This window comes from Pigmentibacter sp. JX0631, from assembly GCF_029873255.1.
In the GTDB taxonomy this organism is placed as follows: Bacteria; Bdellovibrionota_B; Oligoflexia; order Silvanigrellales; family Silvanigrellaceae; genus Silvanigrella.
On the sequence record NZ_CP123622.1, the window covers coordinates 1,006,791 to 1,030,629 of the forward strand.

Below are 23,839 nucleotides of genomic sequence, written 5' to 3' on the forward strand. Positions count from 1 at the left end.
TATTTAGGAGTACAAGTTGATTTTATCTAAATATCATAAACATCTTGAAAAATATATAGTCAGCTTTGGCAATAAAGATATTTTTGATTTTTTGATTTTCATTAATTTAAACAAAAGTAGACTATTTTTAGGAATTATCTTCACTATAATTATTGGTTTTATTGTAATTTATATTAACATAAAAAATACTCCTTACATAACTGCTATAAAAGTAGAGCCTTATTTTGTAAACTCAATTTATCCCACTGATATTAAAAGAAACTTAATCTATTACAATCAAAGTATTAACAGAGAAGAATTTCTTAATAAAGTATTTAAAGAATTAAATCATTATGACATCAAAAAAATTAAATTTGAAATTGTAGTTAATGAATTTAACCAAAATTCCATTTTGAAATTTTTTTTACCACAAGAAATAAATAAAGATGAATCAAATAAAATTATCCAATCATTCTTAGCAGAAGTTAAAAATGAAAACGAAACAATAGCTAAAAATTTAAATTTATTTTTAAATAATCCCTTTAATTCCAATAAAAATCAACTTGAATTTCAAGAAAATTTAATTCATATTTCTATAAAAATGAAAATAATTATAGATAAGTTAATAAAAAAATATAAAATAGATTTATCTGCGCAAAATTATAGTAACTCAGCATACATTTATTCATCTTTAGATCATTCTACAGTATTCACTTCAATCATAGGAATTTTGATTAATTCAAATAAAATCAATTTTAAAGAAATTGAACCCGATATAAAATCTTTTGCAATTCTTAAAAACGATTTTGATATACTATCAAATAATAATTATGCTTTAGGCGTAAAACTAAGAGATAGTATTCTTCCTATTTTTAATCCCAATAATTTTGAATATTTGACGATAAATGAAAAGAAAAAATTATTGCAAGAAAATTTAAAGATTTTTATTTCAATTTTAGTCTTAGGACTTTTAATTTCATTAATTGTATGTTTTTTCATTGATTTTCATAGAAATTATAAAATTCGTTATAAAGGAAATAATTAGTGTGCGGAATATTTGGCATAATCTCAAGACCGAACGTGTTTAATGAGAAAATTGTTAGGGACGCTCTAAATAAGATATCTCATAGAGGTCCTGATGATTGGGGGCTTGAAAAACTAGAATTAAAAGACAAATGGGATGTTTGGTTTGGTCAAAGAAGATTATCAATAATTGATCTGTCTTCCGCAGGTCATCAACCTATGACTAAATTTTTACCTGATAATATTATATCACTATGTTTTAATGGTGAAATTTATAATTTTAATCAACTTAAAGAACAATTAAAAGATAATTGGAAGTTCCAATCAGGTACAGATACTGAAGTTATTTTAGCAGGAATTCATTTATTAGGAAATGATTTTTTAAAAAAGCTTAATGGAATGCTTGCAATGGCTTTTTTCAATCAAAATGAGCATAAAATTACTTTCGCAAGAGATAGATTAGGAAAAAAACCTTTATATATTTATAAGTCTAAAGATTGCATAGCGTTTTCATCAGAATTAAAATCAATTATCAATTTAAAATTACCATTAACCATAAATAATGAAGCTTTAGAGTTTTATCGTTGGCTTGGTTACATACCTGCAAATCTAACTATTTATAATGAATGTTTTAAGTTAAGCGCAGGCTCTTACCTTAATCTTGATCTCTCTAAAAATAATCTAGAATTAGAAAATGAAACATTATACTGGGATCCATTTATTGGATACGGCAGACAATACAAACATTCTTATGATGAAGCGATAGATGAATTTTTAGAATTATTAGATGATGCGACTAAAATAAGATTAGTCTCCGACGTACCTGTAGGAGCATTCTTGTCAGGAGGGATAGATTCTTCTTTAGTATTATCGAGTATAAAGAAATTAAATATTCCTAATTTTCAGTCATTTACAGTTCAATATGATAATAAAGAATTTGATGAATCTTCAATTGCAATCGAAACATCAAATAATTTAGACATTCCTATTCAATTATTGCATTTAAAAGAATCAGATTATCAAAACCAAATTCTAAAAATCCCATTTCATTATGACGAACCATTTTCAGATAGTTCACAAATTCCAACAATGGCTATTTCAGAAGCAGCAAGAAAATTCGTTACAGTTGTTCTAACTGGAGATGGTGGAGATGAGGTATTCTTAGGGTATCCTAGATTTTCCTACACTAAAAAACTTGTCATTATAAATCAATTAACAAAATTAATTCCATTTTTAAATAAAACAATTGCTTCTTCTTTAAAAACTAAACTTGGAAAAATACTATTTAGAAAAATATTAAACTTGTTCTCTGTAAATTCAACAAATTTAGATTCAAAGCTTGAAAAAATAAACGAAATTTTATCTGCTAAAAATGAATTTCAATTATATGATATAATTTTACGAACAAATCCAAAATCAAAAACAAATAACCCTTTAAATAATTTTAATAGCTATTTCGAATTTACTAAGAATTGGTATCCTAACTATTCTTGGCAGAATCTTGATAATAGAAGCATAGAAGAAAAATTTGCCGCATTAGATCTAGTAACTTATCTAAGAGATGACGTGTTAGTAAAAGTTGATAGAGCAACGATGGCCTATTCTCTAGAAGCCCGTTCACCTCTGCTAGACTATAGAATTGTTGAATTCGGTACTTCTTTGCCTCTCCATTTCAAAATTCAAAATAATGTCTACAAAAAAATCCTGAGAGATGCATTAGCGAGAAGGACGCAAGGAAAAGTATTGAGCATGCCCAAAAAAGGATTTGGTGTTCCACTGCCTGCTAACCTTCCAAATGGATCAAATTTAAATTCTAGATGGAATTTATTTATTGAAAATGAATGGGAAAAATATACTAAGCAACATAGTTAGGAAATATTATGCAAAATCATATGTCAACAGAGATTCTTGAAATTAAATCAACAAAAATTGGAGTAATTGGCTTAGGTTATGTTGGTTTGCCTTTAGCAATTTCTTTTTCCAAAAAATATAATGTTATTGGTTTTGACATAAATAACGAAAAAATTGAAAAATTAAAAGCAGGAAAAGATTATACTGGAGAGATAGAAAATACAAACATTTTAAATAATGATAATATTTTATATACATCTGATTATACAGATTTAACAACATGTAAAGTTATAATAGTTGCGGTTCCTACTCCAATTGATAATGGAAATAATCCTGATTTAACTCCACTTTTGTCGGCTTGCTCCTTAATTGGAGAAATTTTAAAATTAAATTCAAATATTTATTATATTTGTTTTGAGTCAACGGTCTATCCTGGTTGCACAGAGGAAGATTGTAAACCATTAATTGAAAAAATTTCTGGCAAAACTCATGGTGTAGATTTTTATTTAGGCTATTCACCAGAAAGAATAAATCCTGGCGATAAAAAACATACATTTGAAAATATTACTAAAGTAGTCTCTGGATGCTGTAACCATTCACGTGATTTTTTTGCCCAATTATATAATTCGGTTATATCAGCTGGCGTTCATATTGCTTCCAGCATCAAAGTTGCTGAAGCTGCTAAAATTATAGAAAACACTCAAAGAGACATTAATATAGCACTTATAAATGAATTATCCATAATTTTTTCCAAATTAAATATTGATACACATGAAGTTCTAAGCGCAGCAAGAACAAAATGGAATTTTCTCGATTTCATTCCTGGCTTGGTGGGCGGTCATTGTATTGGAGTCGATCCCTATTATTTGACTTATAAGGCAGAGACAGTGGGATATATTCCAAAAGTTATTTTATCAGGAAGAACAATAAATGATTCAATGGCATCATTCGTTGCTTCTCAAGCAGTAAAATTGGCTCTAAAAAATAAGCCTAAAAACTCAGAATTATATAGATGTCTTATATTAGGTTTTACATTTAAAGAAAATATTTCTGATTTTAGAAATACTAAGGTAGCACAAATAATTAATTCTTTAAAAGAATATAATTTCCATACAGACGTTATTGATCCACTTGTAGATAAAAAAGATGTCCATTCTGAATATAATATTGAAATAAATACTCATTTAAATATTGATTTTCAATTATATGATTGCATTATACTTGCAGTACCTCATCGCGAACTTGTTCCTACAATTGAAGAAATAATTAATCCAGATAAACAATATAACGGCGTTTTTGTAGATGTAAAAGCATACTTAAATTCAACTCAAATAGCGCAGATATCAAATCACATAACTTATTGGCGTCTTTAATTTTATCGAGTTAATTTTAAATTAGGATTTTAATATGAATAATAATTTTGAAGATATCATTGACAAATCAATTTTTCAAAATGTGATTATAAGAAATAATTTTATTCAAAGTACAGACATAAATATTCAATATACCGGAAATGCAGAAACGGTTAAATCATTTGGAGAAGAATGGAATATTTTTAAACATTCTGATTTATCCTTAACTGAAACAGCTGCAAAAGAATATTTTGACGTTTTTCCATTAGAGCAATTAAATAAAAATTGGATTGGAGTAGATGTTGGCTGCGGTACTGGAAGATGGGCTAGAAGAATTAGCCCCTATGTAAAAACTCTGTACGGCGTAGATCCTTCAGAAGCGATAAATATATTTATGGAAAATACTAAAAATGATGACAACATCATTCCAGTTAAGGCGTACGCAGAAAATTTGCCGTTTCAAGATAAATCTATCGATTTTGCTCTTTCATACGGAGTCTTACATCATATTGAAAAAACCGAAGAATCAATAGCAGAAATAAATCGAATCCTAAAAAATGATGGTATTTTTCTTTTTTATTTTTATTATAATTTAGATAACAGATCTTTTTTGTTTAAATGCATTTTTTTAATTGTAAATATTATGAGAAAGTGTATTAGCAAATTTCCTCCATTTTTAAAAAAAATAACATGCGATTTACTAGCAGCATTTATTTATTTGCCATGTGTTATTCTAGCAAAAATAGTTAAATTAATTTTTGGTGAAAAACTAGCTGAAAAACTTCCTCTTTCTTCCTACAGAAACAAAAATTTTTATATAATGAGAAATGATAGCCTTGATAGATTTGGGACACCGCTTGAAAAAAGATATTCAAAAGAACAATTAACAAAACTTCTAAAAGATAATGGTTTTAAAAATGTTGTATTTTCAAATAATATACCTTATTGGCATGGTTATGCAGTAAAGTAATTTGAATATTAAGGTAAATTTTAATGACCATTCCGTTCTTGACACCTACTATATTTTTTATATTAGTTACGATTTTTATCATGTACAAAAATGGAAAATATTTTTTTTACAAATTTCTATTTTTATTTGTTTATTTATTTTTAACCTCATTTTTTCTTAAAAGAGAGCCTGATCATTATACTTACTTAAACTTTATGACAAATACTTATACGTCTATAAGTACTGCTTTAAAAGCAAATAGCGGAGTTTATACTTTTGCAGCTTCTTTAGTGTATATTATTAACCAATTTGTTAGGTCTATTGATTTAAGTATTTTAATTAATAACAGCTTTACAATAACATGTATTATTTGTATACCAAATATTTTTTCTAATAATAATTCAATTATTCCTTTAAAAAAACATATATTTCAATTAGCTTTAATTATACTTTCTCCTATGATAGTCACTTCAGGAAAAAATATGAATAAAGATTTAGCAGTTTCATTTTATTTATGTCTTTCTTTTTATACATTTTACTACATGATTGAAAAAATGAGAGAAATTATACATTTAAAAATTAAAGATATAACAAATATTATATTTATGATACTGTTATTTATCATTTCTACTACCTATTTAAATTTTGTAAGATCATCTTTGTGTAGTATTTTTATTGTGTCTATAATTATTTTTATTATATCAAAAATTTTATATTTTATTTTTAATAAAAAAGTACATATAAATTTTATAAGTATAATTTTAATTTTTATTTCAATATCATACATTCAATTGTTTAAATGGGATAGTTTAATTTTCTCTCAATCCGAAAATCTAGGTAACGCTACGATAAAAGAACTTCAAGGATTAAGTCAGCCTTATATTTTTGATACTCTTTTTTACTCTTTGCAAGGATATTTTTATTCTTTTTTTGGAATATACATTTCACAATTAAGTACAAACACATTATCTTTAATTAACTTTATCCCTTCTGTAATAATAAATATCACGTATTTAATTTTAATAATCAAATTGATTAAAAGTGATAAAAATAATCTAACATTACAAAATCTCTGTTTTTGTTTTATATTTTTTCATATTGGAATACAAATATGGGGTACACCAAATTATTCAAATTTATTTAGACAACAAATTCCTGACGTTTTTCTAATTGCAATTTTTTTACTTATCCATAAAATGAAGCTAAAAGATAATAAAGTTGAACCTCCAAATTATTCAAATATACAAATATCTGTTATTAAGAATTCTAATTAAATGTCTTTTTATATTTTAAGGTTCATCTCTAAAATATCATTTTTGAACTACTATATAAATCCAAGATCCATAAAATTTTAAAGTAGAATATTTATAATAAAAAACAAGAGTATAATATAAAATTTATAAATAATTATTTGCTTTAATTTGTGCAATATATTATTTTAGAAAGTAGTTTTGCTAAACCATTATATAAATTATTAATGGGGAAGCTTTTTATCTCATAAAAACTAAAGTAGGCAGAAATTTAAGTGATAACTGGAATAATATTAACATAAATTAGAAAATTTGAAGTATACCTTTAGAATGATCTATACTTCATGGATTTAAATTAATAAAATTGGAGAACCTATATGCTAAAACCTTATTCTAAAGAGATAAATCCAAATAACCTGAGAAAAAATATTTTAAACATGGCTAAAGTAGGTAATTCTGTACATATTGCATGCGCTTTTTCAATTGTTGAGATTCTTTCCGTTCTTTATCAAAATTTCATTAATATAGATCCTAGTAACCTTAAAAATACTAATAGAGATCTCTTTTGCCTAAGTAAGGGGCATGGAGTCATGGCCTTATATTCATGCCTTTATGAAATTGGAATATTACCTGAAGAATACTTGAACAAATATTTCCAAGATGGAAGTAAATTAAAGGGACTTTCAGATGCAAATATTCCAGGAATTGAAGTGTCCGGAGGTTCGCTAGGGCATGGAATTACTGTTTCTGTTGGATTAGCGCTCGCCGCCAAATTAAAAAATAAATCAAATAAAATATACTGTCTAATAGGTGATGGAGAAATGAATGAAGGAAGTGTTTGGGAAGCATTACTTTTTTCGAAACATTGGAATCTTGATAATTTGATTTTAATAGTTGATGCAAACCAGTATCAAGCAATGGGACTATGTTCCGAGATTCTAGATTGTGAACCTTTTTATAATAAATTTGAAGCGTTTGGTTTTGAAACATGGGAATGCGATGGACATTCTGTATTAGAACTTAATAGAGTATTCAATCAAGCTTTAATAAGTAAGCACGAAAAACCCAAAGTGGTTATAGCAAGAACTGTTAAAGGAAAAGGCGTGTCGTTTATGGAGAATAATAACGCTTGGCATTATTCTCGACTAAATAACGAATTATTTCAAAAGTGTCTTGAGGAGTTATCTTAATGAGAGAAACAATTTCAAATTTCTTAGCTGAAACAGCTTTAAATAATCCTGATTTTTATGTTTTAAGCGGTGATCATGGTTATGCACTTTTTGATGAAATTAGAAAATCAGCTCCAAAACAATTTATTAATGTTGGAGTATCAGAACAAGCGATGGTTGGTTATGCTGCAGGAATGATAAAACAAGGCTTAAAAGTTGTAATTTATGGTCTTTCCTCTTTTGTTCCAATTAGAGTTATAGAATTTATTAAAATGGATATTTGTTATGAATCTCTACCACTAATTATTTTAGGGGATGGCGCTGGTTTGGTATATTCTACTTTAGGGCCAAGTCATCAATCAGCAGAAGATATCGCTTGTATGAGATCTTTGCCAAACATAAATATTTTCTCTCCCGCAGATAAATATGAAATGTCTGCAAGTTTAAATAAAGCGCTAATTTTAAATTCGCCCTCCTACATTAGAATTGGAAAATCTGATAAGCCATGTGTACACAATCAAAGTTTTCAAATGCCCAAAGTTTCAAGATTAATTTCAATTTCAGAATCATATTCAAATGAAAATTGTATTGTAGCTACAGGATCCATGGTTTCAACTGGAATAAATATCTCAAAAAAATTAAATGTTGATATATTTTCTTTTATTGAATTAACAAACTTTGATGAAAAAATAGTCGTAGATCAAATAAAAAAATATAAGAATGTATTTACTTTAGAAGAACATTCTATCAATGGAGGAATTGGCTCTATTCTATCAGAAGTAATCGCAGAAAATGGTTTGAAAATAAATTTAAAAAGAATTGGGATCAAGAATAAGTTCTCACAAAAATGTGGCAGTTATGAGTATTTGATGAAAGAACATGAGCTTGATGAGTCTTCAATATACTCTCACTTATCAAATTTCATCGAGAATAAAGGTTAAAATAATTGTTAAATAATCTATATATAACAGATTTAGAACATATATATACACATACACAAGAAGTATTTAACGAAATTTCAAACAAAAGAATTTTTGTTACGGGCTGTACAGGATTTTTTGGAATATGGTTAATTGAAAGTTTTCTATACATTAATAAAAAAATGAATTTAAACTCTCACATGACTATTTTAACAAGAAATAAAAAAAAATTTATTTCGTTACATAATCATTTAACTAACTTTAGCGAAATTGATTTCTTAGAAGGTGATATTTGTTCTTTTGAATTCCCTCAAAATAAATATGAATATATTATTCATGGAGCTGCTGAAGTAAGCAATGACGAAATCTCAGCTATTGAAACAGTTGCAACTATCGTAAATGGAACTAAACATATTTTAGATTTTGCTAATCATAATCAAACAAAAAAATTATTATTTATTAGTTCAGGAGCCGCATATGGCAAACAAATTGCCTCGCTCCCATATATCACTGAAGAATCAAATATAGCTCCCCTTACAACTGACTCGACATCAGTTTATGGTGAGTCAAAACGATTAGCTGAATTATTATGTGTATTAGCTGCTAAAAAAGGGATATTAGAAATTAAAATTGCAAGATGTTTTGCTTTTATTGGACCTTACTTACCTTTGAATAGTAGGTTTGCTGTTGGAAATTTTATTAAGGATGTGATCGAAGGAAAAAATATTGTTATAAAAAGTAATATTCAAGTATATAGATCCTATTTATACGCTTCTGATTTAGCTATTTGGCTTTGGACAATACTCATTAAGGGTAATAATTGCGAAATATATAATGTTGGATCAGATAAAGAAATATCTTTAATTGAATTGGCAAATTTAATATTGAAAGTTTCAAAAAGTAATTGCAAAGTTCTTGTTAATTCTTCTCAAAACAATTTAAATTTAATAGACAGGTATGTCCCATCGATTGAAAAATCAAATAGCTCATTAAATCTAAAGCCAACAATTAGTCTAGAATTGGCTATTGAAAAAACTTTAAATTGGAATAAAAAGTTATTTTGAAGAAACCTCAATAATTTTATCTATATTTTTTAACGCTCCTGTTCTGTGGGATACAATTATTGTTGTGCACTGTTTCTTCAATTTTGAGATTGATTCACAAACTTCATTTTCAGTACTTTCATCTAAATTAGAAGTTGGTTCATCTAATATCAAAATTTGTGGATTATTTAAGATGGCTCTTGCAATGCATAATCTTTGTTTCTGTCCGGCCGATAATTCAGAATGATTTTCGCTAACTCTATAATTTAGCGTTTTAGATAAAAAATCTTTTTTTAACGAAACAAGTTCTAGCGTACTCCATATTTTATCTTCATCTGGTATAGAATCTAAACCATAAAGTAAATTTTCTTTTATGCTTCCTTCAATTAAAAAAGGCTCTGGTCCAACATATCCTAGTTTAATATTGTTATTAAAAAAATAGTCTTTAGGTGATTTACCATCGACCCAAATATTTCCATGTTGTGGTTCCAAAATACCTAATAAAAGCATTAATAAAGTAGTTTTCCCTGACCCACTAGAACCTATTATACCTAACTGTTCTCCCGATTTTAAAATCATACTGAAATTTTCAAGAATTTTCTTTTCATTCGTATCATAGTAAAAACTTACAGCATCAAAATTAATTTCTGGTGCATTTTTAAGAACCGCAGACATTACTTGTTTATGAATTTTCTGATTATCTACTAAATTAATATCTGGTGTTAATGTCGAGCCTTTAAATTTTATATGTGTTATAGGCAATGAAGATAGCATTTTATCTCTATCTGAAAACTCATTAAAATATTGAACAGATTTTTTGAACTGCGGATATGAAATATTTAACATTCCAAAAGAATTTGTTATTACTGAAAGATTTTGGATAAATCTTACTAACATATAAAGAAATGAAATCAAAACTATTGACTTTGTGTGCCAAAACTCTTGACTTATAAAAATCGTCACAACCAAAAGAATTATACCAAGAAAAGGAGTTCCAATAGAATTAAAATTATTTAAAAAACAAACTCTAATGTAATTTAATGAATAATTCAATGAGTTTTTTATAAGTCTTATATATTCTTGATTATTTGTTTTCATTATTTTTATGAAAAGAATGTTTCTTGATACTTTTTCAATACCTTTATTTATTTCCTCTTGTTCTGATGGTATTTTTTTTGACAAAGACCTTATTTTTTTGTTATTTTTAGATATTATAAATCCAATAACTAAAATACCTAGCAAACAAACAATTGCTTCCTTCCATGCTATAGCTATTAAAAAAATTAATAGTAAACTACACTGTATTAATGTTGATACCAATGAAAGACTACTCGACATAAAAATTGAAAGTTTTGGTGCTAATTCTGAGATCATGAAATTGACGTTAGAAGAACTTATTTTTTTTGAAGAAGATTGAAATAAAAGATCATATATAGCTAGATGTTTAATTCTACAATTCGAATATTCAGTTATATATGTTAAACTTTGAGAATTTATCAGTTGTGATATAAATCTCAAAAATCCTATAAAAAACAGTAAAACAAGAACAGTCAAAATTGTTAATTTAGGAAAACTATAACCAAAAATAGTTACATTGTTACTTATAAATCCAAAACTAATAAGCAAAAATTGTATTGCTAAAGCAAACAAAAACTCAATAAATGATAATAAAATAGAAGAGAAAATTCCAAGAAAAAAAACAAAAATAGCTTTTTTACCCATAAATTGAAATATTTTTTGGATTTTATAAAACCCATTTAACCCAGCAAATCTCTTATAATACAATGATTTCATTTCGTATTCTCAAATTAAAATATTTTTAAAAATTCTTATAAATTAATTAACTATTCTCAAGATTAATAAAATCTTAAAAAATCTTATTAATCTTATAAAACATTTTACTGTCACTTACATTAAATAACTTCCTATAGTTCATCTTTATCTTGCAAATAAACATCTAATTTTGAATATTCCTTTTTTCAAGTTTTTCCTAAATCTTTGTGAAGTAACAGCAACTATAGCATCATAAACTATATTTCTTGATTTCATACAAAGGTAATGTTTAATGCCATAAATTTTTAATAGTTTAATTCCGTATAAATTTGATAAGAAGAAAAGATATTGAGTGTGTCTATACCAAATCTGCTTTCCCCAATTCATTGGAGCTCTTTCTTTCCTTACTTCAACTATAGGAAAATTAAAAATAGTCACACCTGTATTAGTATTTGCAAGTCCAACTTGTAAACCATACATATGAGCATATAAAGTTTTTATAGTTTTTGCTGATACTTCATTATTAAAAATATCTTTCCGAAAAATATTAGCACTAATAAGGGTATGTGCTAAAAGATTATGTGGATTATTTTTGACAGAGAATAAAGCAAAATCTTTATAGCTTTTAAAATATTTTCCTTCCAAGCCTAATGAAATTGTTTTGGGCAATATAAAGAGTCCTGTATCAGATTTAACTTTTAATTCATTTAATACTAGGAGAATTGAATTCGGAAAGATAAGTTCATCATCACCAAGTATCCAAACATACGTTCCAGAAGATCGCAGAGTACAATAAAAAATATTATTTATCCCACCAATATTATTAGAATTAATATAATAAGTTAACCTAGAAAGGTTTATATAACTATTTTGAAGAAAAGCATTAGTATCATCCGTAGAAGAATTATTTGAAATTAAAATTTCTATAAATTCATTTTGGGGATCTACTGTCTCACATTGAGGAATAAGGTCTTTCAATATTTCTGATAAATAAAAACATCTATTGAAAGTGGGTATAGCAATTGTCAAAATTGGTTTTTTAATTAAAGACTTTTTAACTAACCCATTTTTAGAGTCTGATAAGTAATTTTTTTCAATACTTTTATTATCTTTCATTTTAATTTATTCCGATAAATATTAATAATTTCTTCTATTCCTTGCTGATAATTAATTTTTGCTTTCCATCCCAAAGCCTCTAAATTTGAGTTATTTGCACAAGAACTCATAATTTCATCTTCCCGATAAGGAATGGCACCATACTCTAATTTAGAACTACTTTTTGAATATTTAAGGACAAAATCAGTAAACTCTCTAAGTTCAAAAGCTTTACCTGTTCCAACTTCATAAATTTGATAACCATTATGGTTTCGTAATTCATATTTTAATATTTTTAAATAAGCATCGACTACGTCTGTGATAAAAATGAAATCTCTTTTTTGATGTCCATAAGTTAAGTTAACAATAGGGAGTTCTTTTATAGCAATATTTTGAATAACTCCCTCTATGAATTTTTGCGGTTTATCGAATGGACCATAAATATGTTCTAACATAAGATCTATAACTCTTATTTTGCTAGAATAAAATTTAAGCCAATAGTTTAAACTTTTTTTAGTCAATGAATAATTAAGTAAATATGAATAAAATGCATTATCTTTATTGAAATAAGAATCAGTATTTATAAAAATTTTTAAATTATTCATAACACCTAATTCTAACAATCTTAAAGGAAGTGTTAAATTAGCTAGAATTACATCTGAAGTTGAAGCAAAATTTCTTCCATACTCAGTTGCTGTATGAATAATTACATTAATATTATAATTTTTAAATAGAAAATCAAGATCATCCTTATTTATACAAAAAAACTTAAGTTTATTACAATTGAACAATTCTAGCTTAGTAAGATCAGAAGATTCTCGATGTAAAACTATGACGCTAAAATTATTTTCTAATAATTCAGGTAACAATCTAGAGCCTAAGAAACCCGTTGCTCCAGTCAACAAAACCGTTGGTTCTTGATTTCTATTCATTGTCATTTTATACTGAATTCCCCTGCTTAAAAAGTAAAATACAAAGATTATACTTTATAAATAAATATTGACACATGAATTTCCCTAATCATAATTTTCATAAAAATCAATGCTTATTGACAAGTACTATTCAACGTTTTAAGAGTAATGCATACAATTCTATTTTACAACAAAGAGCAAACTCTTTTACTAATTTTTACCCCATATAGCTTCTCTATATTGATTTATTGCTAGGTCATACTTATTTTTAAGTGCTAATATTAGCTCATTCCTATTTAATATATTATTTGCACTAATAGCATTCTTTTCATAATATTCAATTAAGTCATTTGGGCTTTTAATTTCAGGTAGATAAATTACCCCTTCTGAATATTCTTGTGAGTAAATTGAAGTATCAACATCATGGGGGTTAAGCATAAGGACATGTTTTTTTCCAAATTGACTTGCCTCAAGTAGAGAAGAAGAAGCTAAAGATAAAATAACATTAGACTTAAGCAGATCTTCTGATAATGTAGAATTAGAAATATCCCAGTTTAAATGCTTTTTATATTTTTTAAAAAAAATTTCTCTTTCAGAGGGATGTGGTCGATAAATAAAATACTCATCTTTAAAATTAAATTTTTCTTTTAATTTATCTCTTATTTTATTCATAAAATCATAATATTTCATTACTGTATCAAAAGAATATGACTCCTCAAACCCTCCCATAAATAGAATGTAGTTTTGTGTTATTTCTATTTCTTGCACTGTATTTAAGTATTGCATAGCCTCATAAAATCTATAAATACATAAAGTAAAATACATATCATTAAACACAATTTGCTTATTCAGAAAGAATTTATATTTTTTATACAGTTTATTTTTAGGTAATTTTCCAAAATATAAAATTTTTGATTCAGAAAACTTCCTGCCAATATGATGAATGCCGTGCGGTAAATACACTACTTTAATAAATCCATTTAGCCATCTATCAAGAATAACTAAGCCACAAGTTAAATATGTAAGATCATCTACCACAATAAAATGGATGGAAGGACGACAAAAAACTAGTTTTAATAAAAAAGCTCTTATACATGATACAATGCGCATTTTTCTATTCATAGGGATAACTTCTTGTAATTTTGTTCCAATTTTATGAGGAAAAAACAAGAAATGAGGAACATTATATCTCTTCAATAAAGCTTTGTCTTCAGGGCTCAAAGGATAAGACGTCACAAAGATTAAAGGGTAACGTTTTTCATCAGATGCAGATATTACACTAAAAAAATGAGCCTTAGTGAAGTACTCAGAAACAGCAACCCTATATTTTTTACGGGAAAAAGTTGTAAGAATAAAATAATAAAGTGCTTTAAATATCATTTACTCCCTTTCAAGGTTTAAATAACCAATAGTGAAAGTATTATATTACATAATTTTTTCAAATTTAATAGGGTGTGTTTTGGATTACACAAATCTAGCCAACAGAATTAACTGTAAATCCCTTCAAATACAAAAAGCGGTTTAAATTTAAGTTTAGAGAGAATGTATGATTTTTTTATACTTCTCTACAAATTAGAATAATACATTTCATAGTTTTCAGATTTTTGTAAGTTAGCATAGAATTAACTTAGACATTCTTTTGCCAAAAACCTCCTTTTATATTTAGAAACATGAAAACGTTTAAATTAGTAGCAGATTTCCTCCCAAAATGGGTTAAATTGCATAGAACGCAAGCACTATAAAATAATGATAAAACTATTGAAATTTCTTCGTTATAAATTACTATATCATCGTTGTTACTTTTAGAAAGGAAAATAAAATTTGTTTATTAAAAAATTAATAAAAAATGTAATGCCAATCGGATTGTATATTTTATCTAATAAGATAAAATATTTAATTTATCAATTGAGAACCTCTAATGGGTACAAAGGAAAATACAATTCATTTAGTGATGCTATAAATTTTAACAATAAGTATATTGATGGATTTAAATCAGAAGAATACAATAAAAATATTTTAAAAAAGACAAAAAATATTGAAAATAATATCAAAAGCTTAACACCAGTTGTAAATATAAATGATTTTATTTTAAGTATGGAAATTATTTTACATATATCCCAAGGAAATAAAATACTTGATATAGGAGGGAGCATTGGCCATCATTACTTAAACATAAAATCTACAATAAATGACCTCGACTTCTATAAATCCAGTGAGCCAAAATATTTTATTATGGAGAATAAAAACTTATTAAATTCTATCAACTCCTATTTCTTTAATGAAAAATTTATAGGAATAACTGAACACCCTATTAAAGCTGATTTAGTAATAATGAGTAGTACATTACATTACATCGAAGATTGGAAAAGTTTAATAAAAACTTTAATTGATTTAGGAACTAAAAAATTCGTTTTATCCAGAGTACCCGTTCATTCTGGAAATACTTTTATTTCATTTCAAGTAATCGAAGAAGGAGGCTTTCCCTGCTACTTTTTTAATGAAAAAGATATAATTGATTTTTTTTCTGAAAATCAATTTTATCTTAAAAAGAAATGGGCTTGCCCTGAAAATCATGCTGTTTATTTTGGGCCTGCAAAAAATGATTCAAAATACGGATATGGTTTCATATTTCAAAAATGAGTTAAATATTTTTAACTCCCAAAATTCATAGAATATTCAAGATAGTGTTTTTGATTTAAGAAAACAGCCTCTTTCCGCCCAAACAAAAGACTAATTTACGTTTATTATAATGTCCTTATGAAGACTCTTGAAGTTCAAAATAATGAACATCACCAATTGCAAGGCATCCTTCCGACAAGTTTGTTTGCAAGAAGTAAATTAGTTAAGTAAAGAATTCAATTGAGGCTAGTAGTGGAATTCTAAGAGAGCCATTTGTCAGAATTATTCATAATATTTTTACTGTTATGAAGAAGTTCAGTGAGATATTTAATTAAATTAATCTTATTGGTATAGGCGTTGGCTAAAATGGAAGTGATTATGGCTACAACATAAGCATCATTTTGGTTTTTGAAGAAATGAGAATTTCTTCTATAGCGAATGGCAATTTTTAGCATTCTTTCGCTCAGGATGTTTTCAAGTGGTGCATTTTTAATTTCACAAAATGCGCAAAGTTTTTCGAAATATTGAATAATATATTTATACGCTTTTCCTATTGGTGAATTAGGTTCTACCAGTTTTTCATTTAGTCCTGATTGAAAGATATACAAAATTTTATTCATTATTAGTAAAGAATATTTTTTATGAAATAGTAGACGTTCTATTCGATTAAGTTTTTTCTTTTTTGCTTTGCGAGCATTGAGTAAAATGTCTCGATATAAAAGTAAAATTTTATCTACTTTTTCAGTGAACTGTTTCCTTAAGTCGTAAAAATTTCTTCTAGGATGGACATAGCATAACGATAAATCAACTTTATTTTTATCAATTTATTTTAGTTACTAGAAAGATTATCTATCATAATAACGACTTTTTCTGAGTTGGTTCTTTGATTGCAAAATACAGAAAGTCGATTTCCAGCATGTTTTGAACCGAATAAATAATGAACAATTTTTTATTCGGGAAATAATGCAATTATGTTAGTTATTCTAGTTTTCGTTGAAATTTGATTTGCTTTTTGTCCCTTTACAATTCTAATTTTTTTTTGCTTTTTTAAATCTTTTTTTAAATTAATTATGAGAAAAGGAGAACCATCGGCACGAAGAATATCAGCATAATGAGCAAAATAATCTTTTAAAAATTGATAGAATTGACGAAGTTTTTTAGCCACCTGTTCCAGGAGATCCCATTGAGTAGCATCAGGAATTCTTGCACCAACTTGAGAGGATAAAAATTCAAAACAACAAGCAAGCATTCCAAACTGATAACGAAATGATGTTAAAGTTGCTACAGCCGAATGATGATAACGACCAATTTTATGATAAGTTAATTCTTCTAGTAAAATAGGTTTTTCAATATGATTACCACAAGAACAACGTAACGATGGCATATGGAAAAATTTAACTTTTAATAGAGGCATGGATAGAACAAGTGTTTGTTTTTCGATATATCCTTGATTTAATGTTTCTTTATGACAAGATGGACATTGTTTGATATCGTCAGGAGTTATCAGTACTTTTTTAGCATTCAGATAGTTTATCTTTCCTGAGGATTATTTCTTTTTAAAATTAGAATCGATTGAATTATCAGCTGAATCTTTTTGTAGCTCAATTTGATTATTTTCAGACTCAACTGTTTTTTCATTGTAATCAAACAGAAAAGCTTCATTATGTGAACCAAAAGTTAGCTTTTGGAGTTTTGTACATGCAATTCTTTTTTGTTTCACTTTCATTGATAAACAATAATGTTCTTCAATAATTTTTAAAAAACTCTTATTTTATCATTTGGAAGATTGTTGCCGTGGACAAAAAATTCATCATATCGTCTTTTTCGGCAGTGAGAAAGTCATTATTATTTTATCTAAATTAGAACCTATAAAAAACATTATACAAAAAGAATAAATGACTAATAATTTAATTAATTGTCAAATTTTATAAATAAATTAAATTATTTTTCAATCTCTCAATGTTATAGCTCTATTTAAATCACATCCAAGTATGATAATTTGTAGCTTTTTTAAATCCAATTTTTCACACTCTTCCTCTGAATTAGGTGTTTTAAACTTTCCGTTTAACATTCTTTTTGTTGAATGCAAAAATCAATGTCCATCATAATACAGAATTTGCAGACAAGTTTTTTGTTTATTTCTAAAAACAAATAAAGAGGATTACTAAAGTCTCTAAAGTGATCCCTTTTATGTAAAATAATACTTTTGCTCATAATAATTTATTACTTTTCACCCTTATACTACTTTGATTTTTTCCCTGTATATAATAAACAATCTGAATAATGATATTTTGATACAATGCACTCATATTCAAGCTCCATTCTGTGGAAGAAATCTGATAATTCACAAAAAATTTCTTTGTTATTATCTTTATGAATATTTAGTAATGGATCTGACAATGCAATCTCTCCATTAGGTTGCGGTTTTGAATTTTGAAGCCAAAAAATTTGATTAAAAACAGGATAACCTTGAAGCCCTTTAATACTACCTTCAAAGCCACAGACTTTAAAAACTTCAATTAAAGATGTTGGTGTAAAATAATGGATATGAGCTTTATGATAAAAGAAATTAGAATAACCAAGATTTTTGTAAAGTGATAGTAAAGCATCAAAATGATTCGGAACTTCAAAATGAATAATTCCATTATCAGATAATAGTGAATGAGCTTTTCTGAGAAATTGAACAGGGTTTGCAACATGTTCCAAGACTTCAAAACTTGTAATTATATCGTATTGTTGATTTGCTATAAAATCAATAAAATTAACATTAAATATATTTGCCTTCAAGTATTCATTTTTGGCATATTGATAATCTTCTCTATTTGGTTCAATGCCATGAATAATTTTAGCTTTAGAATGTTGTAAGACATTAGAAATAACTCCACCAAATGAGCAGCCTATTTCTAAATAATTCGTATTTTCTGTTATATGGTTAGAAAATGAATCATATTGCTTTTTATTTAATTTACTATATATTCTCCTGTGCTGATCAGATTTTGTATGAGAATTAAGAGTTGAAGAAAATTCTTTTCTATAATTTTCTTCATAATAATTTTCACTCTCCCAAAACTCTTTTCCTAATATTCCATGTCCATTAAATTTATTTTCCCAAATATAAGCATTTCTACCATCACGAAGAGTAATCTCTTTTTTATAATAATCACTAACAGACTCATGTTCAAAACCGACTTGATCTAGCATTTCTCTTGTAATTTTTGTTTCATTCATAAAATCTCCTTTAGAGTTAGTCTTTTATAAAATAATAATCCATAATATTCTTTTATAAAAATCAAATCAATATGTTAAAAGAAAATCGACTTTTACATAATAATTTTATCCAATTTTAGTTGAACTATTTTCTTTACATCCTAAATTTGAGCACATTCTATAAATCATTTTTTAAAGATAAATAATAATAGTTAAATCGGTCTTTCATTTTATGCTTAAACCATCCTTTCAATAAATTTGTATTGATTATAGCGTCCCCCATCGTCAAGACAAAAAGAGAACTAATTTCATTAATGCACAACATGATCTAATACTTCTATATTTCTATCCCCTTTTAAGCTAAACTGACCATCATGCAAACCTCCTGTTGTTGTTATTTTGATCCTGTGAACTGACAATGGTATTGTAATCCAAAGATTGATGAAAACTTTCGTAATTATAAAATCTAAAATACTCTGTAATTCCTATTCTAAAATTTGTATAAGTTTCGTATTTTAAGCTCCACTGGAATCACTGGACAAATAAATTATCAAGAAAACACCGTCTGCCATCAATAATTATTTGTATGCTTTCTTCGAGAAGTCGATTTGTAAATTCATTGATGGTAATTTGAGAACCATAATCTGTATTGAATATTTTAGTTTTACCAAGCTTTAAAGACTCTTCAAGGGCATCTAAAAAGAAAGAGGATTTCAATTTATTGGTTAATTTCCAAGATAAAATATAATTACTATTCCAATCAATAACGGCATAAAGATAAATCTTACTTTTTCGTAATCTAATGTATATAATGTCCATAATCCAAACCTGATTTATTTCAGTAATATCCATACCAGACAATAAATAGGGATATTTTTTAAGCGCAAAATTTAGAATAGAAAGGTTTTTCTTTAAGTAAATCAACTGCAATACCATAAGGCTCATTAAACGATCAACTTTTTTAATATTGATTTTTATATTTTTTGCCTGACAAAGATATGCAGTTATTCTCCTGCTCCTACAAAAAGGGTATTGAGTATAAATTTCATCAAAAAGGTTCATAATATTTATGTTGCCTTAATTCTTTTCAAGGGGTTTAAAAATGAAAAGTTAACTAAAAACATGATATCAAAGGAACGGCTTTATTTTCATAAAAATAATTCACTTTCTTTGATGCTTGAAATGAAAAACAAAATTGAACAGGATATCCATAATATAATATTTGACCCAAGTGATTAATTAGTAAGCACTTTATTAAACTCTGCGCTACCGTTGCCGATATTTTAACCTCTATCTTATTTATTGCAAAAGAAAGTAATTTAAATTTTGTTGATTACCTTAGGGTTCTTCTTATTTATCAAAACCTTTGGATGCAAAACCCAAAAGATTGGTTACCTTGGAATTATCTAGATACAATCAACATAATTAAAAACCACTCTCTATAAAAAATTTAATACCATTTATTGTAATTGTAAAATGCACTTATTGGGAGGACACAAGAAGAAGCGATATGTTCAAATACATGAAACAAAGAAATAACATCATAATAATTATCTTGAAGCTCTATAATGTTTGAATACGTATTGAAACCTTCTTGTTTAAGCATTTGATTTACATCTTTTGAGCCTCTTTCCTCCATATCTGCATAGTACTCTTTGCTAAGATGAGATGTATTATTTAAAAAAATAATGCCTGATTTTAAACATTTCATTACATAAACATTTGGGATATCTTTTGTTTTCACTGCATATTGAATTATATTTTCTTCATAAATAATATTTATCACATATGGAATACAATCATTCTAAATTATATATCTGAAATTAAAATTAAAAGCACATTTATGAATATTACTTTTTAAGAATTTTTTTTCAATCTTTTAATATAATATTTTCGATCTGTTTATTTATATGCGCAACCCATAAACATTAATTCTCTAGACCATCTAAAGAATTTATTCTTAGTTCGCACGGGTATAAAAGGAGAAAGTTTTATTAGGCAGTTTTTTTTCGATATCGCAAGTAGATATTTGAATACTTGGTTGAAAATTTTAGCTTCAGCAGATAAATCTGAACCATAAGCTTTTAACCCTAAATTCGAAAAACCAGAAAGAAACTCACCTCTTCCACATCCCACTTCTAAAAATGTTTGCCCAACTTTCATATTAAATTTATCAAATAAATGTTTAGTCAATTGCTCAGGATAACTTGTATATGGAGCTCTTTCTCACTGCTGTAAACTATTTTTAAGTAGTCAATCATTATTTTTTATCCTATTCTTCATAACAATTCGCTTAAAGACTCTTTTAAAATTCCAATTCCTTCAATTAAAGCTTCATCATCTATAGATAAAGGAGGCCCTAACTTAATTGTCCCACAGCATGTTCTTATAGATAATAATCCTTTTTGCATTGCTTTTTCAATAATTCTATCTACCAGATCTATGTCTAATTCTTTTGTTATAGGATTTCTAATTAAAACTGCCCATACCATACCAGTGCCGAAAATTTCACAAACAATACCTGGCATTTCTGATTGCCATTTATATAATTCTTTTTCTATAATATTACCTTTTCGCGCTGCTTCATTTATCAAATCTTCTTCTAATAAGGCAGTTATAGCAGCATAAGCTGCCGCTGCACCTAATGGATTTCCACCATGAGTACTATTTAGTGACGGATCAATATCAATAATTTCGCTTCTACCAATTACAGCAGAAACTGGTAAACTCGACGAAATCGCTTTTCCGCACCATATGATATCAGGAGTAATGTCAAAATGTTGATAACCAAACAACTTACCTGTTCTTCCAAAACCAGCTTGAACTTCATCAAAGCCTAATAAACTATTGTTTAAATCGCACCATTGTCTTAAAGCTTGCATATAATCTTTTGGAAAAAAAACAGCACACCAACCTTGATAGGGTTCAGCATAAAATCCTGCGATATTTGATAAGTCAACGCCTGATTGTTCTAAGTTTTTCATGCTATATTCAAAAAATTCTGCGCCAGTCATATTTTTTTCTTTTAAAACCCAAGGATAGGGATAAGGTAAATGAAATATTTCTGGATGATTATACTTAATCCATTTTTTTCCACTGGGCTTTCCACCAAGGGTCTGAGACCCCATGGTTTTTCCATGAAATGATCCTTCAAAACCCACTACAATTGTTTTATTTTGGTTAATTTTAGATCCATATAATCTTAACATTTTAAGAGCGGCTTCTGTCGCTTCCGAGCCCGTCGATAATAAAAGCACTTTATTTAATTGCTTTTCAGTAATATCTAAAATTAATTTACAAAGCTTTGCTCTTAATTCAGTTTGATAATAATAAGCGTTCAATAGTTGATGATTCACAGTATCTATAATGGCAGAACATATTTTAGGATGCGAATGGCCAACATTGGCAACAAAAATTGTTGACGTAAAATCTATCCAACAGTTTCCAGAAGAATCAAAGACTTGATATCCAGAAGCTCTGTCCCAAACAACCGGAAGTTGATCATTCATAGACAAGGGTTCTAAAGATAAACATTCTTGAATGATAGGAATTGTTGCTGGGTTTGGTATGGGTGTATTAATGTTACGATATTTTGTCGCAATTTTATCGACATTTACGGGAGTCAGGGAAAACTCATACATTAAATAATCTCCTATTTAAATTAAATCAATATTTCTACAAGTTCAATATAATTTCCTTCTGGATCCTGGCAAAAACAAACTTTAGCTTTTCCAGAAGAAGATAGTTTGGGAAGACTTATAAATTTAATATTATTTAATTTCAAATAATTGTATGCTTCATCTACATTTGTAACAGTCAAAGCCATATGCGCATTTCCTAAATCATATATCATTTTTGAATCTTTTTTGCTATCACCTCTATTTATATTTAAATAAAGTAATAACTCAAGCATCCAGCCATCAGGGGCAACCATTTTTACAACATGAATTTTGCAGTTTTCCACCCCAAGTATATGAGATATAAAATCACCTTGTTCAATCTCGTTTGATTTAATTTTAAACCCCAATAAATTAACATAAAATGATATCATTATATCTATGTTTAATACAGGAATGCCTATATGCCTACCAGCATTAATAATCTGATTCATAATTCCTCAAAATTTATTTAAATAAGTTTTCTTCAACAATTTCACAAATAATATGTCCAATCATAATATGACTTTCTTGAATATTTGGTGTATGTTCTGAGGGAATTCTAATACAAACATCGCATATATCAAGCAATTTCCCACCACTTTTTCCAGTTAATCCAACAACGATCATACCTTTTTTCTTCGCTGCTAAGGCAGCCTCAAGAACATTTTTAGAATTTCCACTTGTGGAAATTGCTAATAAAACATCATTATGAGTTCCGAAAGCTTCTACTTGTCTAGAGAAAACAAAATCATAATTGTAATCATTCGCTATTGCGGTGAGAGATGAAGTGTTACAGTTTAACGCTATGGCAAAAAGAGCTTTTCTTTCTATTAAAAATCTTGAGACAAATTCTGCTGCAATATGTTGACTGTCAGCAGCACTGCCTCCATTTCCGCATATCAGTAGTTTATTATTTCCTCGAAAAGCATTTTCAATTACTTTAACTGCAAATGATATTTCTTCATGGCATAGTTTTGCTATATTTAATTTAACATCTATTGATTTTTGTATTAATTCCTGAATTTTATTTTCTTCCATT

The 23,839-nt window shown here is 27.1% G+C and carries 23 protein-coding genes; 9 read left to right on the forward strand and 14 right to left on the reverse strand.

Translation table 11 applies throughout. From position 1 onward, the window contains the following. Positions 1–16: 16 nt before the first annotated feature. The 8 genes from QEJ31_RS04315 (at position 17) to QEJ31_RS04350 (ending at position 9,557) form a co-directional block, all read left to right on the forward strand. Complete coding sequence (locus QEJ31_RS04315) at positions 17–1,024, forward strand: hypothetical protein (protein ID WP_280592547.1); 1,008 nt, start codon at positions 17–19, stop codon at positions 1,022–1,024. Then, on the forward strand, positions 1,024–2,874 hold the full coding sequence (asnB, locus tag QEJ31_RS04320; protein WP_280592548.1) for an asparagine synthase (glutamine-hydrolyzing): 1,851 nt from the start codon (positions 1,024–1,026) through the stop codon (positions 2,872–2,874). Before QEJ31_RS04315 ends, asnB begins: the two co-directional genes overlap by 1 nt. Before the next feature lie 8 nt (positions 2,875–2,882). Then, positions 2,883–4,226 (forward strand): nucleotide sugar dehydrogenase, encoded by a 1,344-nt coding sequence (locus QEJ31_RS04325; RefSeq protein WP_280592549.1) that lies wholly within the window; start codon positions 2,883–2,885, stop codon positions 4,224–4,226. A 34-nt stretch (positions 4,227–4,260) separates the two neighbouring features. Then, a complete protein-coding gene (locus tag QEJ31_RS04330; protein WP_280592550.1) occupies positions 4,261–5,175 on the forward strand; it encodes a class I SAM-dependent methyltransferase in 915 nt (304 codons plus the stop codon). Positions 5,176–5,198: 23 nt separating this feature from the next. Further along, positions 5,199–6,428: a hypothetical protein gene (locus tag QEJ31_RS04335; RefSeq protein WP_280592551.1), complete on the forward strand. Its 1,230-nt coding sequence runs from the start codon at positions 5,199–5,201 to the stop codon at positions 6,426–6,428. A 353-nt stretch (positions 6,429–6,781) separates the two neighbouring features. After that, entirely contained in the window at positions 6,782–7,594 is an 813-nt protein-coding gene (locus QEJ31_RS04340; protein ID WP_280592552.1) for a transketolase, read from the forward strand. Then, on the forward strand, positions 7,594–8,514 hold the full coding sequence (locus tag QEJ31_RS04345; protein WP_280592553.1) for a transketolase C-terminal domain-containing protein: 921 nt from the start codon (positions 7,594–7,596) through the stop codon (positions 8,512–8,514). Before QEJ31_RS04340 ends, QEJ31_RS04345 begins: the two co-directional genes overlap by 1 nt. Positions 8,515–8,519: 5 nt before the next feature. Next, positions 8,520–9,557 carry an NAD(P)-dependent oxidoreductase gene (locus QEJ31_RS04350; protein WP_280592554.1) on the forward strand — a complete coding sequence of 346 codons (1,038 nt, stop codon included), beginning with the start codon at positions 8,520–8,522 and terminating at the stop codon, positions 9,555–9,557. Here the strand turns inward: QEJ31_RS04350 and QEJ31_RS04355 are convergent. The 4 genes from QEJ31_RS04355 to QEJ31_RS04370 form a co-directional block, all read right to left on the reverse strand. Beyond that, the gene (locus tag QEJ31_RS04355; protein ID WP_280592555.1) at positions 9,549–11,330 is read right to left on the reverse strand and encodes an ABC transporter ATP-binding protein; all 1,782 of its coding nucleotides are present in this window, start codon (positions 11,328–11,330) and stop codon (positions 9,549–9,551) included. The two genes, QEJ31_RS04350 and QEJ31_RS04355, sit on opposite strands and share 9 nt — an antisense overlap. 144 nt (positions 11,331–11,474) lie before the next feature. Beyond that, positions 11,475–12,425, reverse strand: coding sequence for a glycosyltransferase family 2 protein (locus tag QEJ31_RS04360; protein WP_280592556.1), 951 nt, complete (start codon positions 12,423–12,425; stop codon positions 11,475–11,477). Beyond that, the gene (locus tag QEJ31_RS04365; protein WP_280592557.1) at positions 12,422–13,342 is read right to left on the reverse strand and encodes an NAD(P)-dependent oxidoreductase; all 921 of its coding nucleotides are present in this window, start codon (positions 13,340–13,342) and stop codon (positions 12,422–12,424) included. The genes QEJ31_RS04360 and QEJ31_RS04365 overlap by 4 nt, the downstream gene beginning before the upstream one ends. 183 nt (positions 13,343–13,525) lie before the next feature. Beyond that, complete coding sequence (locus tag QEJ31_RS04370; RefSeq protein ID WP_280592558.1) at positions 13,526–14,695, reverse strand: hypothetical protein; 1,170 nt, start codon at positions 14,693–14,695, stop codon at positions 13,526–13,528. A 441-nt stretch (positions 14,696–15,136) separates the two neighbouring features. On the opposite strand from QEJ31_RS04370, the gene QEJ31_RS04375 reads away from it, so the two are divergent. Then, the gene (locus tag QEJ31_RS04375; protein ID WP_280592559.1) at positions 15,137–15,955 is read left to right on the forward strand and encodes a methyltransferase, TIGR04325 family; all 819 of its coding nucleotides are present in this window, start codon (positions 15,137–15,139) and stop codon (positions 15,953–15,955) included. 239 nt (positions 15,956–16,194) lie between these two features. Here the strand turns inward: QEJ31_RS04375 and QEJ31_RS04380 are convergent, their stop codons facing one another. From QEJ31_RS04380 to QEJ31_RS04425, 10 genes are all read right to left on the reverse strand, one after another. Further along, positions 16,195–16,758, reverse strand: coding sequence for a transposase (locus QEJ31_RS04380; protein ID WP_280593270.1), 564 nt, complete (start codon positions 16,756–16,758; stop codon positions 16,195–16,197). A 125-nt stretch (positions 16,759–16,883) separates the two neighbouring features. Next, on the reverse strand, positions 16,884–17,348 hold the full coding sequence (locus tag QEJ31_RS04385; protein ID WP_280592560.1) for a hypothetical protein: 465 nt from the start codon (positions 17,346–17,348) through the stop codon (positions 16,884–16,886). A 132-nt stretch (positions 17,349–17,480) separates the two neighbouring features. Next, the gene (locus QEJ31_RS04390; protein WP_280592561.1) at positions 17,481–17,660 is read right to left on the reverse strand and encodes a hypothetical protein; all 180 of its coding nucleotides are present in this window, start codon (positions 17,658–17,660) and stop codon (positions 17,481–17,483) included. 515 nt (positions 17,661–18,175) lie between these two features. Further along, positions 18,176–19,162: a class I SAM-dependent methyltransferase gene (locus QEJ31_RS04395; protein ID WP_280592562.1), complete on the reverse strand. Its 987-nt coding sequence runs from the start codon at positions 19,160–19,162 to the stop codon at positions 18,176–18,178. A gap of 510 nt (positions 19,163–19,672) precedes the next feature. Beyond that, positions 19,673–20,203, reverse strand: coding sequence for a DDE-type integrase/transposase/recombinase (locus QEJ31_RS04400; protein WP_280592563.1), 531 nt, complete (start codon positions 20,201–20,203; stop codon positions 19,673–19,675). A gap of 388 nt (positions 20,204–20,591) precedes the next feature. Next, complete coding sequence (locus QEJ31_RS04405) at positions 20,592–20,927, reverse strand: hypothetical protein (protein ID WP_280592564.1); 336 nt, start codon at positions 20,925–20,927, stop codon at positions 20,592–20,594. A 116-nt stretch (positions 20,928–21,043) separates the two neighbouring features. Continuing rightward, positions 21,044–21,334: a class I SAM-dependent methyltransferase gene (locus QEJ31_RS04410; protein ID WP_280592565.1), complete on the reverse strand. Its 291-nt coding sequence runs from the start codon at positions 21,332–21,334 to the stop codon at positions 21,044–21,046. An 86-nt stretch (positions 21,335–21,420) separates the two neighbouring features. Further along, entirely contained in the window at positions 21,421–22,782 is a 1,362-nt protein-coding gene (locus QEJ31_RS04415) for an aspartate aminotransferase family protein (RefSeq protein ID WP_280592566.1), read from the reverse strand. Between the two features lie 20 nt (positions 22,783–22,802). Beyond that, positions 22,803–23,252, reverse strand: coding sequence for a VOC family protein (locus QEJ31_RS04420; protein ID WP_280592567.1), 450 nt, complete (start codon positions 23,250–23,252; stop codon positions 22,803–22,805). Positions 23,253–23,265: 13 nt separating this feature from the next. Continuing rightward, positions 23,266–23,838: a D-sedoheptulose 7-phosphate isomerase gene (locus QEJ31_RS04425; RefSeq protein WP_280592568.1), complete on the reverse strand. Its 573-nt coding sequence runs from the start codon at positions 23,836–23,838 to the stop codon at positions 23,266–23,268. Between the last annotated feature and the right edge of the window lies 1 nt (position 23,839).

Bases quoted from the DNA above. Each gene is read 5' to 3' on its own strand.
- QEJ31_RS04325 (WP_280592549.1), top strand. From the start codon at position 2,883: ATGCAAAATCATATGTCAACAGAGATTCTTGAAATTAAATCAACAAAA.
- QEJ31_RS04330 (WP_280592550.1), top strand. From the start codon at position 4,261: ATGAATAATAATTTTGAAGATATCATTGACAAATCAATTTTTCAAAAT.
- QEJ31_RS04335 (WP_280592551.1), top strand. From the start codon at position 5,199: ATGACCATTCCGTTCTTGACACCTACTATATTTTTTATATTAGTTACG.
- QEJ31_RS04340 (WP_280592552.1), top strand. From the start codon at position 6,782: ATGCTAAAACCTTATTCTAAAGAGATAAATCCAAATAACCTGAGAAAA.
- QEJ31_RS04345 (WP_280592553.1), top strand. From the start codon at position 7,594: ATGAGAGAAACAATTTCAAATTTCTTAGCTGAAACAGCTTTAAATAAT.
- QEJ31_RS04355 (WP_280592555.1), bottom strand. From the start codon at position 11,330: ATGAAATCATTGTATTATAAGAGATTTGCTGGGTTAAATGGGTTTTAT.
- QEJ31_RS04360 (WP_280592556.1), bottom strand. From the start codon at position 12,425: ATGAAAGATAATAAAAGTATTGAAAAAAATTACTTATCAGACTCTAAA.
- QEJ31_RS04365 (WP_280592557.1), bottom strand. From the start codon at position 13,342: ATGACAATGAATAGAAATCAAGAACCAACGGTTTTGTTGACTGGAGCA.
- QEJ31_RS04370 (WP_280592558.1), bottom strand. From the start codon at position 14,695: ATGATATTTAAAGCACTTTATTATTTTATTCTTACAACTTTTTCCCGT.
- QEJ31_RS04385 (WP_280592560.1), bottom strand. From the start codon at position 17,348: ATGCCTCTATTAAAAGTTAAATTTTTCCATATGCCATCGTTACGTTGT.
- QEJ31_RS04390 (WP_280592561.1), bottom strand. From the start codon at position 17,660: ATGAAAGTGAAACAAAAAAGAATTGCATGTACAAAACTCCAAAAGCTA.
- QEJ31_RS04395 (WP_280592562.1), bottom strand. From the start codon at position 19,162: ATGAATGAAACAAAAATTACAAGAGAAATGCTAGATCAAGTCGGTTTT.
- QEJ31_RS04400 (WP_280592563.1), bottom strand. From the start codon at position 20,203: ATGAACCTTTTTGATGAAATTTATACTCAATACCCTTTTTGTAGGAGC.
- QEJ31_RS04415 (WP_280592566.1), bottom strand. From the start codon at position 22,782: ATGTATGAGTTTTCCCTGACTCCCGTAAATGTCGATAAAATTGCGACA.
- QEJ31_RS04420 (WP_280592567.1), bottom strand. From the start codon at position 23,252: ATGAATCAGATTATTAATGCTGGTAGGCATATAGGCATTCCTGTATTA.
- QEJ31_RS04425 (WP_280592568.1), bottom strand. From the start codon at position 23,838: ATGGAAGAAAATAAAATTCAGGAATTAATACAAAAATCAATAGATGTT.